The sequence below is a fragment of the Chitinophaga silvisoli genome, assembly GCF_003412465.1.
GTDB lineage: Bacteria > Bacteroidota > Bacteroidia > Chitinophagales > Chitinophagaceae > Chitinophaga > Chitinophaga silvisoli.
On sequence record NZ_QTJV01000001.1, the window covers coordinates 1,154,681 to 1,170,687 of the forward strand.

Below are 16,007 nucleotides of genomic sequence, written 5' to 3' on the forward strand. Positions count from 1 at the left end.
GGTCAATAGCTTGTTTTAATTTTTTTGAGGGGGCCGCTCAGACCGTTTTTGTTTACAGCCCGAACGCCATATTCGTATTCAGTATTAATCTTCAGGGATTTATCCACTACTGTTTTCACATTTGCAGGTACCACCATCCACAGGCTCAGTGGTTGTCCGCTGGCACCTTTATACAACTGGTATTCGTTGATCTCTGCGTTATTGGCTTTCCAGGATACTTCAATGTAACGCTGCTCCCTGTTCATATATACATCCAGCGCTTTAATTCCAAGACTATTGGGATCGGCAGGTATTGTGACGGTAATAGGTTGTGTGGGAGGTGATTCCAGTCCGCTGCTATCTTTGGCCAGTAGTATATAAGTGTAGGTTTGTCCCCTATCAGCCAGTTTATCAGCATAATATTGTGTACCGTCATGGAATGCCTGCAGCAATACCCATTTCTGGCTGGTATCAGCCCTGGCTTTCCTGTATAGTAAATGTGCAGCTACATCTGCATCTCTGCTGTTCACCCAGGACAGTTTCACCTGCCCGTCTTCTACCTTATAAGCGCTGAAGAGCGGGGCGGTAGGAGGGATTACATCCGGTTTCTTCAATTCAAGGATGGCTGAGTAAGCGGATTGATTATATCTCTTATCAAGGGCCGCAACAGCATAATACATCTTGCTGTTGAGCGATTTAACAGGAACTGTATCTTTAAAAATAGTCTGCTTGTGTACAGCGTCGACCAGCGGAGACAGTTCTTCATTTGGTCTGCCGGCGCGGAATACTTTGTAGCCCAGCATATCTTTTTCAGTATTCGCTTTCCAGCTCAGTGTCACGATACCATTGCTGTCAATATTCCCTGCCAGTTCTACAGGGGGCGCTGGCGGTATTGAATCTACAGGTTGAACCAATACAGGGAATGATGTCGTTGATTCACCTTCTTTCGCTACCGCCGTGATGGTAAAATAATTGGAAGGAAATAACTGGTCATATTGTAAACTGCGCTGCTCAGGTGTAATATTGCTGACTACCGTTTTATAAGGTCCGTTTTCACGTTCTGCCTGGTTCAGCACAAAGCCTTTGATGAATGCATTACCAGCTGTTTCAAAATCCCAGGTCAGTGTCATTTTCCCCTGCGCATTGATCTGGTTGGTCCTGATGTTGGGTACATAGATCAGTACATTTCTGCCCTTACCAATAGCAGGTTTGGATGGAGGTCCCTTTTCACCAAAGGCAGAAATACCCCTTACCCTGAACTGGTATACTGTGGTATTGTCTTCCAGCGAATCGATGAAATACATTCTTGGGGATGCCTTCCCTTCTTTCTCATTCAGGTTCGTAACCGGCAGGGAACGGGCTGGTGTAAAGGTCTTACCACCATCTTTGGAATGCTCCACGATCCAGGAGGTATAGTAGTTTTTCAGCAGACTGTAATCCCAGCTAAGCATGACCTGTTTATCGCCGAATACCGCCCCAATATCACCCGGTACGGGGAGTGGCGCATAATCCTGGATGCCGATGAATACACCGCCAGAATCTATCCCTGTTTGTGGTGCGAGGGCTTTAACACGGTACAGGTATTTTTCGTTCGGGCGGGCATCTTTATCTTCCCAGCCCCAGCCTGCCATCACGGCGGCATCAAAACTATTGTCTGCCGCATAGAGGGAGAGTGAGAAGCGTTGTTCCTGCTCTGCTGATTGTGCCATGATGGCTGCTACCCCTTTTCCACTGCCACCGCTTACCTCGAAATCCTTGCCGTACAATGCCTGTGCAATGATGGCAGCATATTGATCATGCTGTACAATCGTCTCCCATTCGTTTAATGGTTTTGGCCTTAGCGGACTGCTATTGAGTACCCTGGCTTCCGGTGAGGGTAATATTTTGCCATCCCTGACAACTGTGTAGCGGGTAAGTTCAAATCCGTATTGATTGCCGAGTTTCCATGCGCGGGAGGTATTCATGCCCCAGCGTATCAGGATGCTGTGTTGGCGCGCACTCCCCGTAACCGCTACCCGGGAGCTGTCTTTACGTTGTGCCTGAAGTGGTATGACAGCCGTTAATAATATTAATATCAGCAGTAGGCGTATAGTATACATTAGAGAACCGAGGTTTTAAAAGGATTTTGATATTCGAAGACCGCACTGCTGGTTTTCGTTCCGTCAGGCAATACATACTGGTATTTTACTTTGTAGGTGCCGAACCGCATAAAAGGGAAATGCCCGTTTATGAGGTAGCTGTATTTTGCTGCATCAGGTTTGCCCAGGAACTTATTCACTACTTTGAATTGTAATTCGACAAAGTCCTGTTTGTAGATCAGTGGCAGATCGTAGATATAAGGTAAGCGTGTTTTGATCCAGCTGGTCACCTTGCCGGTGGATGCTTCCGCAAGGTAGGTGGGTGTCAGGATCAGGGCTTTGCCTGGTGGAATACCTAATTCATCGGTATTGCGGCCGGTGATGAAGAGTGTGCTGTCAATCGGATAGTTGGCGTACAACAGTGGATTGATATCACTTGTATAATATGCATCGTCCAGTACTGCCTCTACATTGACCAGGGGTTTATATCCTGAATAAGTTGTACCTGTCATCTCTGCTACTTCAAAACCTTCGTATTCTCCTACATCAGCCAGCAGTCTTATTACATCTGTAGATACAGTTTCGCCCACACCTTCTTTCAGATGCAGGGATTGCATCTTTGCAGCAAAGGTGCTGAACTGGCTGCTATGGAATCCATAGTGCAGCAGGGACTTGGTCACATCGCCCCTGGAAACTGTTTGTGCCTGGTTGTTGGCTACTGAGTAGCTACCATCTTCACCTGCGCTCTGTTCCTGCTGATAAGGCTGTACTTCATCTGTGCTTTGTGCACCCGGGGGACTGGCGATGATATCGAATGTGTAATTGGTATTCGCCTGTAATCCCGCTGGTGAAAAATGAATAATCTGTGCAACAGAATCATAGCTCATATCTGTTTTGGTCACAGTACCCGCTGCATCTTTGAAGCTGATCGAGTATTTCCATTTTGCATCAAAGAGGTAGGATTGACCCATACTCAGGTTAATGATCCCTTTGTCGGATTCATCTTTGTAATAATATTGCTGGTTCACTACCGGGTATGCATATGCGATGTTCTGGAGTGGGATATAATCAGGTGCAGTGCCGGTAGTGAAGTCAACAGAATCTGTTTCTTCACCAGGTTTGCCATCTACATAGGTGGTTTGCCAGTTGCCATCGTCCATTAGTTCTTCGAAGGTCACTTTCACCCTTGCGGTCAATGGTTTTTGAGAAGGGAGGATCTCTTTGGAATAGAAGGATACCCCGTCATTATTGCTGTTCCATTCCAGTCTGCCGGCAATAGGCTGGCCATGGTCAGTAACGGTGAAGGAAGCAAGTCGTGCCCTGTAAGTTTTAGAACCCTTATCATTTTCTACTTCGAATGGCTGCCCTATGCGCATATTAAAGGCGGCCTGCGGTGCGGAGAATACATCTACCCCACTGGCATTGGCCGATGGCCTGATGTCCGAAATGATCTTCACATCTACCGGGCTATTATCTCCGGTTACAATTTCACATTCACTACCGATCACGACTTTCATACGCATATTCCCTTTCACAAGGCCGTTCAGCACACTGAATTTTACAGCCATATAACCTCTTAACCAGGTGGGGTTAGGCAGCTTGGCCTGCATGAGCATGGCTGCTGCACCTGATATGAGTGGTACCCTGGCCTTGATGAATTTAAGGTTTACTTTCACGCCCAGTTCACCCTGCAGGTATACATAAGCCTGTCCATTTGCATACCAGCCATCGATGCCTATCTTCTCTGTGCTGCCTACGCAATGGGCATCCCCATAATCTTTCAGCATGATGTCGAAGCCAACACCTGCTTTGAAGTTGGCGTAGAGGATGAGGAAACTGATATCACCTGTTTCCACTGTGAGGCTGGCTCCAAATGCAAAGCCACGCCCTTCGCCCAGTGCATTTGCATCGCGCATGTAATCGAGTTCTTCCATCGCTACACCAAGAATGTCTGCCACCTCCTGCGGTGGTGGGGGAGATGCTGGTATTTTATCACCTACCATCAGGTAGTTGCCCGATTTAATAGAAAGGCCGCCAATAGACAGTTTAGTACCTAAGCGATTGGTAGGTGTACCCATATGCAGGTACCATTCACTGGGGGAGATATGCAATACAGCCCATCCTGCTCGGTTGTCGCTGGCATTGCCTGTCATCATTCCATTGGCTACGTTCATGAACATGTCGAAGTTGCCATGCAGTGTGGAAGTGACAAAATCATATTGAATACCTATATAAGCAGTGATGCCTACTTCGGCAGATAGATTCTTATCGCTGGATAATGCGGCGGCTGCCCCCGAAGGATCAGAGACCTTCAGGTCTTCGAGTTTTTGACCTGTAGATCCCAGGCTGGCAATGGCTTTTTGTTCCTGCTCCTGTATTTTTGCAAACTGTGCACTTACCTGTTGGGTAATGTTGCCCATTGGTATAGTGGCCAGTACTTTCGCATATCCATAGAGTCCCATGAAGTTGATACCGCCATTGCGGTTAAATGCGACCTCAAATGAGACCTCGCCATGTACCACCTCATCCTTCACCATATCGAACAATACAGCGGCTTTAATGCCCAATCCTGCCGCAGAATCAGGTACGTATCGTACACCGGTAGGAGAAGCGATTGTATCGATTCCTTCTTTTTTCATGCGGTAATAAGCACCGCCGCCAAAGCCGGAAATTTCAAGTGGTGGTGCTACTGCAATACCTGGTTTAAATTCAGCCTTCCCATCTACATACCAATACCGGAAGGATTTACAGCCAAACATGGCACGGGTTTTTACCTTGATTTTTCCACTCATGAAATCGGCATTCACTTCTCCGCTCACCGCATCGCCATACACGGCATCATTATCATACACTACCAGTGAACCGGATATTTTAAAGGCATCACTCAATTCCGCATTCAGGGAAATTGAATCCAGTTTTACCTTTTGGAATTTCCAGGTCTGGAGTCCCTTGGTATTGTCGAACTTTCCTACCAGTGAGAAGTGGGTGTTGCCGCCAAACTTTCCTTCCATCAGGTTGAAGCGTACACCAATATTGAGGTTAGCGCTGCTATCTTTGGTCTGAAGAGAAATTTCATTGATTGCCACAGGGAAGTTCGAAATGGTATTCATATCGTTGTAACCAAAGTAATCTGCGGTGAGATAAGGTGCTTTGGTTTGCAGATGCAATCCCTGGAAGGTGATACCTTTGAACTTTGCGATGGGATTACCATTATCATCCTGTTTTAGTGAAGATGCCAGGATCAGGGCACCATTCAGCATGGCTTCGGGTTCAAAGTGACCGTCTGCCAATTTGAGTTGTACCCATGAATTCGGATTGATCTGTGCTTTGGCGCGCCATACCATAAAGTCAAGCGTATCTATATTACTCAGCTTAAGTATATATTCATTGTCGGCGGTAATTACGGCAGAATAGGCGAGTGGTGAACCAGTCATAGGCAGGCCCAGCATGCCGTTGAAAGCTGCGCCTGTCAGGTGATTGGCTTCGAGGTCTATATCAAAGTGATCTACTGAAAAACGCCATCCGGCGGCGCTGCCATCCGGCAATATATTGTTGCCGAAAAAGTTGCCGGAGATGCCATTGTTGTCGATGATCATATTTTTGCCACCAAAAGAAACGCGTTTGTCTGTTTGATTCCGCCATACAAACTGCTTTGGCAATGTAATTTCCAGGTCCGAGACGTATACACCTCTCCATATATTCGGATCTTCGGCGGACATATAGCGCTGCTGGTAATCCGAGGGATAGGTAATGTCCGGCGAGTTACGGATATCGCTGCCATCGTACACTGCTTTCCCGATCTTAAAACCTACGCCATGCAGGGGTGTGACTTCAAACGCGGGTAATTCAACACTTACAAGAATATCATTCCAGTCACGCACCACGGTATTGAAAGATGCTTTTACCTGTGCAGTAGAGTCTGTATTCCTTTCTCCATTTGCCTTCAGGGGCACGAGCATGCTGCGGGGAAACAGGAGGTCGGCACTCAGGCCCAGTTCTTTGAAACCATTACAATCAATGGTGATATAGGTTTGGTCAAGGCCCTGACCGGTGCTCATATTCATGCCACCTTTCAGGATCAGGGCAGCAGTGCCACCGCTTAGTTTTATGGGGATGTTTCCAAGCAGGACCAGTTTGGCATCGCCTATAATCCCGCCTTTATAGGAGAGTTTCAATCCTTTCAGTCCAAAGAAAATTTCCTTTGGCTCCTGTGGAATCTGCACTTTCGCATATACTGTGAGTTCCGCATAGGTAGGATAGAACATGGCGTTACTGACAGCGATGGTCACTGTGGTGTTGCCAACGGTCTTATAAAGCCCTATGGGCAGCTCATTCAGATCGTCCGGGGAGATGGTGGAAGTATAGCGGTTATTCTTGTCTATCTTCTCAAATTCGGCCTTGGCTATATCCCGGTACACATGCGCATTGCTGTCCGTATCATAGATATGCTGCAGGCCAGCATCCGAGAATAGTCCCGATTCCGGTGCCAGGAGCCGTTGCTCTATTTCAGGAAAACTACGTGTTTCCAGCATACCGGCATTCAGGGAATTTGTCCTGATGTAATCGCTGTCCGCCGCAAAGAGGGTAGTAGATTGTCCGGCAATAAATAGTAATAACAGCCTAAAGTAATAGCAATAGGTTCTCTTGAGGTAAGGTTTTACCATAAATGTATTGATATAATAGGTATAGGGTATTCGGGGCTATTCAGGTTACGACGATCAATAACTACAATGTACAACAGGTAAATTCAATATACACAAACTGTCCTGGATGAAACTGAACGTAATATTAGTAAAATTTTAACATTGCAAAAATAATTTATTTGTGTCTGAGGGGTAGAGAATTTATTATGCGATCAAAATCAATTTGATGAATAATCAGAAGCTCAGGAATTTCTTGTCCAACTGTAACCTTCTTTTCATCAGAACCGTTTAACATTCGACAACACCCACGATCTATTCAGACTTGTAGCCGTAGCCGGGACAATCATTATCTCTTAAAACTCTAATGGAATGAAGCTTTCCAAATCACTCCTCAGCGCCATTATGATCGGCATCGCCGTTCAGACAACCGTCGTTTCATGCTCGAAAGACGAACAGGTGAAACCAAAGAAAACCGATCAGGCAAACAAACAAAATGAGTCTAAACCAGACGAGAACCTGGGCAACTGCCCTGCTTGTGGAATGGGTTGATTAATGTAAACTGATATTTAAACGGTGCCTGAAATACTTTCTGCTGTAGCCTGTAACCTGGATGCAAATATCCTTGCTGCCTGCCTGCCCCTGATGGAAGAATCCCGGGTAGAAGCCATAGAATGGTCATTCGATGCCTTATATAAAGTGAAGCAAGTACCTGACTGGTTCAGGGAACTTTTGACCGCTTTCAGCGATGAAAATCGCCTGATAGGTCATGGGGTTTTCTTTTCTCTCTTCTCAGGAAAATGGCTGCCTGAACAGCAAGCATGGCTTGATCATCTAAAGCATACATCGACGGAGTTCTCCTTTGATCACATCACGGAGCACTTTGGCTTTATGACGGGCAAGGATTTTCATCATGGTGCACCTTTAAATATCCCTTATTCCGCTGCCACGCTCAGCATTGGCAGAGACAGGCTCAAAAGAATCTACAATGCCTGTGGACGGCCTGTAGGCCTGGAAAACCTGGCCTTTTCCTATTCGCTGGACGAAGTAAAACGGCATGGTGCCTTCCTGGACCAGCTGCTTGCACCCGTCAATGGTTTTATTATTTTGGATTTACATAACCTCTATTGTCAGCTCAGGAACTTTGATCTGGCCTTCGACGACCTGATCAGCCTGTACCCGCTGGATAAAGTGCGTGAGATCCACATCTCCGGCGGTAGCTGGGACGATTCTGCCGCATCTCCCGATCGTAGTATCAGGAGAGATACGCACGATGAAGCCGTGCCGCCGGAGGTCTTTCAACTGCTTGAATGGACCCTGCCTAAATGCCCGCATCTGAAATATGTGGTGCTGGAACAACTGGGTAATGGCCTTGTTTCCCAGGAAAGCAAGGCTGCTTTTTACAATGATTTCCTGCACATGCAGGAAATAGTTTCCCAAAGCAATAATAAATACAGCGACAATTCTTTCCTCCCCTTACTCCCTACTACAACTGGCCCTGCTGTAGAAGACCTTGCATTATACCAGCAACAACTGGAACTATCTGCTATTTTGGAAACCGCAGCTTCGTATGATTCGGCCATGCATTTGCTGGCGCAATCTTCACTGGCCAACTCGGATTGGAGAATCGAACAATGGGAACCCTATATGATAGAAACAGCAGTTAAAATTGCCGGGAAGTGGAAGAAATGAAATTTGTTTTTATATTTATGCTATGTCCACGTTAAATTCCATTTCTGCATTGAAAGAAGGCGATCCTTCTGTTTTCAGTGACATCTTCCACGAGTTTCACAAGAAGGTCTATTTTTACGTGCTCTCTAAAACTCATTCCCCTTACATCGCCGAAGAAACCACACAGATCACCTTTATTAAGTTATGGAATTACAGGGAACAGCTGGACGAATCCGAGCTGGTGGACAAATTAATCTTCCGTATTGCCAAAGCTACATTCATTGATTTGCTTCGTAAGGAAGCTGTAAAAGAACGTTTCCTTCAACAGGAATCTCCTGCAAAAACCGATGACCCAAACACACTGGAAACCATTGCATCGAAAGAACTTTTATCGAGAGTCAGACAAGTCGTGGAGGAAATGCCGCCCATGAGAAGAAAAGTATTTGAATTAAGCAGGTACGAATTTAAAACCTATAAAGAGATTGCAGCACAACTCTCGCTATCTGTAAAAACTGTAGAAAATCATATGTCGCTAGCACTCAGTTATTTAAGAGAACTACTGCTCTTCCTCCTCCTTTTACTTTACCTCTGCTAAAAAAAATAACCCGGGCTATTAGGGGTAGGCCCTTTTTCAAACGATATTATTTCAAAGCGCCATTATTTAACTGGAACTGATGCAAAGGGAATTGATCGACAAATATTTCAGAAATGAATGCTCTGAAGAAGAAAAGAAGCAGGTAAAGGAATATTTATGGAATAATCCCGGGGAATGGAATAAGTATGTAAATGAAGCCGACTGGGATAATTTTATAACAAATGATGAACTGGATCCCGGTTTAACTGAGCAGCTGTACGCACAGGTAAGTGAACAAACTTTTAAAAAGCGCCGCAAAGGAAGGATCTACTGGATGGCAGCGGCAGCTGTAGCCGCATTGCTCATCGGAACAGTCTGGAGTTATTTAGTGGTCAGTCATACAGGCTTTTCCAAAGCAGGACTGGATGCATACACTGCCGGCAAGCTGGCCGAAACAGCCAATGGATCGGATACCACCATGCGGTTGATACTGGATGATGGCTCCCTTGTGCTGCTTTCTCCACATAGCAGCATTCGTTATCATGAGCCATTCGCCAGCGGAAAGAGCAGGGTGATTTACCTGGAAGGAAAAGCCTTTTTTGAGGTAAGCACAGATCACAACAGACCGTTTCTCGTACATGCCGACAGGCTGGTTACTACTGTATTAGGAACCGCCTTCACGATAGAAGCATTCAATGAAAGCAGCTTTGTAAAAGTGAAGTTACATAATGGCAAAGTTCAGGTAGCACCCATTAATACCGTTCATGAAAAATGGAATGAAAAAGAAATATTAAAACCCGGTGATGAACTGACCTATGATAAAGGGACAATGCTGGCGAGTGTGAAACGATACATCCAGGTAGAGAAACTAGTCAAGGCAGGACCTGTTGATCTTAAAAACAGCAACATTCGCAGGCCTGATATTTATACATTTGATATCTCACCACTCTCAGATGTATTCGACCAGCTCAGCGTCTATTACCAGGTAGATATTTATTATTATCCTTCCGATATACAGGACAAGTATTTTTCCGGGAAGATGCGTAAATCTGACACCTTAGAAACTATTCTGAATGATATAGGATTATTGAACCACCTAAAGATTATAAAAGAGGAGCAACACTACATTATTCGTAAGAAAAACTAGCCAAACTATAAATATGAAAACTAGCAACAATCGTTGATCCAATCAGCGAAGGGACTTTATTTGTCTAACTAATTACAGCAGATAAAAAATGAAAAAACTAAATTCCACGTTCGCCGTGCTCTGCATAGCGGTCATTTACAGCTTTGTCCCATTATTACTCATTGCCCAACCAAATCAGGGACGCTCGGATGTTACCGGTATAGTAAAAAGCGAGCAGACAGGGGAAGCACTCTGGGGTGTAAGCGTAACAGTTAAAAACGCAGCAAACAATTTCACTGCTTCCGTACAGACAGACAGCACAGGCCTTTTTACATTTAGCAGACTACCCGCAGGCCCGGGATATACTTTCACCTTTTCATTTATTGGGTACGAGCCGCAAACACTTTCCGGGTATAACCTGAAAGGAGGTGCAGACTTCTCTTTGAGAGTAGACCTTCACTACGCAGAACAGAAAATAAACGAAGTAGTGGTAGTAGGCTATGGCTCTATGCAGAAAAAAGACCTGACAGGGTCCATCAGCCAACTCAAAACCGCAAAACTGGAAAAGGAAAGTCCCCGCTCCATACAGGACTTACTGCGCAGTGGAGTGCCGGGCCTGATCATCGGGCAAAGTGCCTCTGCAAAAGGAGGAGGCGATATCCAGGTGAGAGGACAACGTTCCTTAAAAGCCAGTAATGATCCCCTCATCGTATTGGATGGTGTAATCTTTTTCGGTGAACTTTCTGAAATCAATCCACAGGACGTAGAGCACTTTGATGTATTGAAAGATGCTTCTGCAGCAGCAATTTACGGTGCCAAATCGGCCAATGGTGTCATTATCATCACCACTAAAAAAGGTGCTTCTGAAAAACCTACCATCCGCTTTGATGCCAGCACAGGTATCGCCACCTTAGGTAAATCAAGGCATGTATATGATGCCCCCGGTTACCTGCAATACCGTTCTGATTTGTTTAATAGTACCACCAGGTGGGAGACCCCTGCAAAGTACATGAAACCTACACAGGAGAACCTGGATAAATACGGTATCAGCCTGGATGACTGGAAAGCATATGATGCCATCACCGGCACACCGGAAGAGATCTGGTTGCTGCGCCTGGGACTCTTTGACAAAGAACTCGCCAACTATAAAAAAGGCCGTACCTACGACTGGTTCAAAGGTTCCTTTCAGCATGGTGTACAACAGAATTATAATGTGAGCTTTTCCGGCAGAAGCAAAGATGCGCTCAACTATTATTTCTCTTTAGGCTACCTGAACAATGAAGGGATTATCGTAGGCGATAAATACCGTGCGTACAGGGCTAACATCAAGTTAGACGGAAAGGTGAATAAATGGATGCACACAGGATTGAACATCAATTTCCAGGACCGCTCAGATGGTAACCTGGCCGTGGACTGGGAAGGCCAGATCATCCAGAACTCTCCCTTTTCAAATCCTTATGACACGCTCGGCAGACTGGATGGACAGCCAATGGGTGCCAGTGTGAACCAGGGTAAGAACTCCCTGTATGATAACTCCTACAAGGAACTGGAAAAAGGATTTACTGTTCTGAATACGACCTTATACCAGACCATCAAACTGCCTTTTAATATCACCTATCAGCTGAACTTCTCACCCAGAATGCAGTGGTTTTACAACAGGTACCATGAATCACAGAATAATCCATTGTGGACAGATAATGGAAAGGTGATCAGGGAGAACACGAAGAACTTCGACTGGCAGATAGATAATATCATTACCTGGGATTACAGGTTTGCACAAAAGCATGCAGTAAAGGTGACACTCCTGCAGAATGCAGAAGAACACAGATCCTGGAATGAAGCGATCACCGCAACGGATTTCACGCCTACAGATGCATTGGGCTTTCATAACCTGGGTGCTGCGAATCCGCTGAAGACGACCGTGAGCAGCAACGATACCCACAGCACCGGCGATGCATTGATGGCACGTTTATTCTATTCTTACGATAACCGCTATATGCTCACCGCTTCCATACGCAGAGATGGTTATTCTGCATTTGGTGCTTCCAATCCAAGAGCTACTTTCCCTTCACTGGCGGTTGCCTGGAGTTTTGCAAATGAAAGCTTTTTCCACTGGACACCGATGAGCACAGGTAAACTGCGCCTGTCATGGGGTATGAATGGCAACCGCTCCATCGGTATTTACCAGGCATTGTCTAACCTGACCACAGGTGCGGGCAGGTATCCTTATGTAACAAGTAATGGCACCGTGTATGAATTATCTCAGCTCTATGTAGACCGCATGGCGAACTATGACCTGAAATGGGAAGCTACATCTGCATGGAACATAGGCCTGGATTTTGGCTTCTTTGACAATAAGCTGACCGGCAATATCGAAGCTTACTATATGCCTACCACAGACCTGTTGATGGATCAGACCCTGCCGGACTTTACCGGCTTCAGCACCGTCACCACCAACCTGGGTGAAGTGGTGAATAAAGGTTTTGAACTGGGACTGACTGCGCAGACCATGAGTCGCAAAAACTTTGAATGGAATACCACCTTCGGTGTTTCTATGAACAGGAACCAGGTAAAACATCTCTACTATACCTATGAGGATCAGCTGGATGGAAACGGCAATATCGTGGGCTCTAAAGAAATCGATGATCTTAAAAACGGTTGGTTCATCGGCCATGATATTGCTTCCATCTGGACTTATAATGTACAGGGCATCTGGCAGGAAAAAGAGCGGGACCAGGCCGCTAAATACGGGGAGATCCCCGGGGATGTGAAAGTAGAAGATGTAAACCAGGACGGTAAGTATACCAATGAGGATAAGCAATTCCAGGGTATGACTACGCCACGCTTCCGGTTTACATTGCGCAATGATTTCACCCTGTTTAAGAACATCGACTTCTCCTTCAACGTCTATTCCAACTGGGGGCATAAAGCACTTTCCACAGATTACCTGAATAACGTAGGTGCACAAACTGACAGGCAGAATGCTTATGTGAGGAAATACTGGACACCGGACAATCCTTCCAATACATATGCAAGACTGAATTCTACAAATGTGCAGAACATTTCACCTTCCCGCGTGATTGATAAGTCATATATCCGGCTGGACAACGTATCCATTTCCTACACACTCCCGGCCCGTTTAATCAGGAGAATAGATATGGCGCAGCTGAAAGTATATGCAGGGGTACGAAACGTCGCTGTATGGGCTAAAAACTGGGAATACTGGGATCCTGAAACCACTTCACTGATGCCCCGTTATTATACAATAGGTGCGACTGCCTCATTTTAATGTTTCAAACTGAACTGATATGAAGAGCTATATAACTATTATTCTGCTGGCATTGATGACATTCGTGCCTACCAGCTGTAAGAAAGATTTCCTCAATCCGGATCCGCTTTCGTTCTACGAACCTGCTGTGACTTTCACCACCAAAGAAGGTTTGCAGGCAGCGATCACCAGTTGTAACAGGAACCTGACCTACGTGTGGACAGGAGAGGGCTGTCCCCTGCTGACAGATTTGCTTTTTTCAGATGTTGCAATCGATGGTACTACAGACAAATCAGGGCCTGCGCAGGATCTGAATGCCATGATTACCCCTACATCGAACAACAATGATATCAATACGAACAAGATCAACTGGTTTTGGTTCGAGGGATATAAAGGGGTGAAATATGCCAATACTATTATTTCAAACCTCCCCCGGGTAAAAGGCTTGGATACTACCCTGCGTGACCAGATGATGGGCATGGCTTATTTCCATCGCACCTTCCGGTATATGTGGCTGATCTTTGATTTTGGAGACATCCCGTTTCTGACGAAGGAGATCACGAGTACCAAGTTCAATTTCCGTTCTACGAAAAGAAGCGTGATCCTGCAGCAGCTGGTGGCTGACATGGAGTTTGCCGTAAAGCATGTACCTGCTGCGGGCGATTATGGTATGGTGACTAAAGGTGCCTGCCAGCAATTGCTGATCAAGTGTTATCTGGCAAGCAATGAATTTGACAAGGCGATCAATGTAGCGAATGACCTGATTAATACAGAAGGTTATTCATTGATGACAGCGCCTTTTGGCACCTTTGTAAACCCGATGCCGGCTGTGCACAATATCACCAGGAATGTGATATGGGACCTGCATCGTGGCGTAAATAAATCAATTGCTGCGAATAAGGAGACCATTTTTAACATCATCAGCAGGGAAGACCTGATCAACAGCCGGCAGGATATGGTCACCATGAGAAATGCAGTGCCTTTTTACTCAGGTTCTGGCAATCAGCTGATCAGCACCCCTTCCGGTAAACCGGGACTGAGTGCCAGTTATTCAGCTACAAAAGATAAAATAGATCTCCGTAAAACCTACGGCAGGGGCATTGCTAAAACAAGACCTACCTGGTATAGCCGTTTTACTATCTGGACAGATACGAGTGATCTGCGTCATAGCAGGAGTACGGGCAACTGGATGAACATGGAGGATATGGTGTATAACAATCCTAATTTGCTGAGCAGCGGTGATCCCTATTACGGCAAGCATGTGCAGCTCTATAACGATGCCGGCAAACTGTTGGTGACGGATACTATAAGGACCTATTTTGACTGGCCGCATTACAAACTCTGGGTAGAGACGCCCAGGAATGAAACGATTGATAACTATAACGGAGGTGCCAGTGACTGGTATATTTATCGCCTGGCAGAAACTTATTTGCTGCGTGCAGAGGCCTATTTCTGGAAAGGGAACCTGGCTGCCGCAGCTGAAGATGTGAATGTGGTTCGTCGTCGTGCACATTGCACACAGATGTACAGTGCCGGAGATATGAACATGGGTGTCATACTTGATGAAAGGGCCCGCGAGTTGTACTACGAAGAGATGCGGCATGTGGAGTTAAGCCGCATCTCTTACATCTTTGCCCGCACTCACCAGTCAGATGAATTCGGGAAATCTTATACAGAAGAGAATCTCTCCGTGAGCAGCTACTGGTATGAGCGATTGACTAGGTACAATAACTTTTATAACAAGGGCGTGAAAACGACCTATGGCACCGTGTTTACAGCCAGTCCTTACCACATCTTATGGCCGGTACCGCAGTCAGACATAGATGCAAACAGAGAAGGCCGCCTGAATCAGAATTATGGTTATTCAGGATATGAGAAGAATGAGCCCCCGATAGATAACCTGGAAGATGCAATTAAGGCACAGGAGTAGCAATTTAAGCACAGAGCGCTTGTGTCAAAAAGTAAGGCTCAGGATCCTCAGATTACTTTTTGATACAAGCGCTTTATTATTCATAGTTAATCCGGTTCCACATACAAACACCTGTAATTTTATGCCTGTTCCTGCCGGCTGCCTGTACTAAAGTGGACGGTCTCCATACGTATGCAGATGAATTAATCCTCGAAACAACCTTTACAAATCCCTTTTTTCAACGCTTTGCACCCTTGGCAGCAGCTATTTTATTTTTAATGTAAGTGATCTCATCAGCGCCCAGTACATCTTTTTTAACAAGATAACCCTCACGGGTAGATGATTTTAGTACCAGGAAGCCGGCTATTTCCTTTACCTCCCTGATATGTGACCATGCGAGGTCGCTTTTAAAATCTTCTCCCTGTATATGTACACCTGCATCATCAAACTCATAGAGCAGTTCCTGTTTCAGGAATGCATTCCTCATGCGCGTTAAAATAATTAAGCCAGTCATTATCAGTGGATAAAAGAGTAATACCACGGCATATGGGAGTGAAAAATAAAGGCCTTTATTATAATAGTCGATGATCCCGTAAGCTACCAATGCCGGCATGGTGAGCGAGTAAAGCCCGGCAGTAGCAAGGATAATGGTCATCGGTTTCCTGTAATAAGACGTAATCAGAAACCTGGCATACTCGAGCGGAGTGATCTTGAAACTAATGGATAGTAGGCTCTTCATACGGCATTGAATAAGTGCTGATT

9 protein-coding genes are annotated in these 16,007 nt (G+C 45.6%); 6 read left to right on the forward strand and 3 right to left on the reverse strand.

The genetic code is table 11. The annotated features are described in order from the left end of the window. Positions 1-2: 2 nt before the first annotated feature. Both DXN04_RS04700 and DXN04_RS04705 read right to left on the reverse strand, forming a co-directional pair. Complete coding sequence (locus tag DXN04_RS04700) at positions 3-2,078, reverse strand: fibronectin type III domain-containing protein (protein ID WP_116852124.1); 2,076 nt, start codon at positions 2,076-2,078, stop codon at positions 3-5. After that, positions 2,078-6,721, reverse strand: coding sequence for a hypothetical protein (locus DXN04_RS04705; protein ID WP_116852125.1), 4,644 nt, complete (start codon positions 6,719-6,721; stop codon positions 2,078-2,080). Before DXN04_RS04705 ends, DXN04_RS04700 begins: the two co-directional genes overlap by 1 nt. Positions 6,722-7,069: 348 nt before the next feature. On the opposite strand from DXN04_RS04705, the gene DXN04_RS04710 reads away from it, so the two are divergent. The 6 genes from DXN04_RS04710 to DXN04_RS04735 all read left to right on the forward strand — a co-directional run bounded on the left by DXN04_RS04710 (position 7,070) and on the right by DXN04_RS04735 (position 15,266). After that, complete coding sequence (locus DXN04_RS04710) at positions 7,070-7,249, forward strand: chryseobasin-related MNIO class RiPP peptide (RefSeq protein WP_116852126.1); 180 nt, start codon at positions 7,070-7,072, stop codon at positions 7,247-7,249. Between the two features lie 24 nt (positions 7,250-7,273). Continuing rightward, positions 7,274-8,389, forward strand: a complete 1,116-nt coding sequence (locus DXN04_RS04715) for a multinuclear nonheme iron-dependent oxidase (RefSeq protein WP_233525516.1) — start codon at positions 7,274-7,276, stop codon at positions 8,387-8,389. A gap of 22 nt (positions 8,390-8,411) precedes the next feature. Continuing rightward, positions 8,412-8,963 (forward strand): RNA polymerase sigma-70 factor, encoded by a 552-nt coding sequence (locus DXN04_RS04720; protein WP_116852127.1) that lies wholly within the window; start codon positions 8,412-8,414, stop codon positions 8,961-8,963. Between the two features lie 79 nt (positions 8,964-9,042). Then, entirely contained in the window at positions 9,043-10,089 is a 1,047-nt protein-coding gene (locus DXN04_RS04725) for a FecR family protein (RefSeq protein WP_116852128.1), read from the forward strand. An 88-nt stretch (positions 10,090-10,177) separates the two neighbouring features. Next, entirely contained in the window at positions 10,178-13,357 is a 3,180-nt protein-coding gene (locus tag DXN04_RS04730; protein ID WP_116852129.1) for a SusC/RagA family TonB-linked outer membrane protein, read from the forward strand. A gap of 19 nt (positions 13,358-13,376) precedes the next feature. Beyond that, on the forward strand, positions 13,377-15,266 hold the full coding sequence (locus DXN04_RS04735; protein WP_116852130.1) for a RagB/SusD family nutrient uptake outer membrane protein: 1,890 nt from the start codon (positions 13,377-13,379) through the stop codon (positions 15,264-15,266). 217 nt (positions 15,267-15,483) lie between these two features. On the opposite strand, the gene DXN04_RS04740 is transcribed toward DXN04_RS04735, so the two are convergent. Then, positions 15,484-15,984, reverse strand: coding sequence for a YcxB family protein (locus DXN04_RS04740; protein WP_116852131.1), 501 nt, complete (start codon positions 15,982-15,984; stop codon positions 15,484-15,486). Between the last annotated feature and the right edge of the window lie 23 nt (positions 15,985-16,007).

Bases quoted from the DNA above. Each gene is read 5' to 3' on its own strand.
- DXN04_RS04710 (WP_116852126.1), top strand. From the start codon at position 7,070: ATGAAGCTTTCCAAATCACTCCTCAGCGCCATTATGATCGGCATCGCC.
- DXN04_RS04735 (WP_116852130.1), top strand. From the start codon at position 13,377: ATGAAGAGCTATATAACTATTATTCTGCTGGCATTGATGACATTCGTG.
- DXN04_RS04730 (WP_116852129.1), top strand. From the start codon at position 10,178: ATGAAAAAACTAAATTCCACGTTCGCCGTGCTCTGCATAGCGGTCATT.
- DXN04_RS04700 (WP_116852124.1), bottom strand. From the start codon at position 2,078: ATGTATACTATACGCCTACTGCTGATATTAATATTATTAACGGCTGTC.
- DXN04_RS04725 (WP_116852128.1), top strand. From the start codon at position 9,043: ATGCAAAGGGAATTGATCGACAAATATTTCAGAAATGAATGCTCTGAA.
- DXN04_RS04740 (WP_116852131.1), bottom strand. From the start codon at position 15,984: ATGAAGAGCCTACTATCCATTAGTTTCAAGATCACTCCGCTCGAGTAT.
- DXN04_RS04720 (WP_116852127.1), top strand. From the start codon at position 8,412: ATGTCCACGTTAAATTCCATTTCTGCATTGAAAGAAGGCGATCCTTCT.
- DXN04_RS04705 (WP_116852125.1), bottom strand. From the start codon at position 6,721: ATGGTAAAACCTTACCTCAAGAGAACCTATTGCTATTACTTTAGGCTG.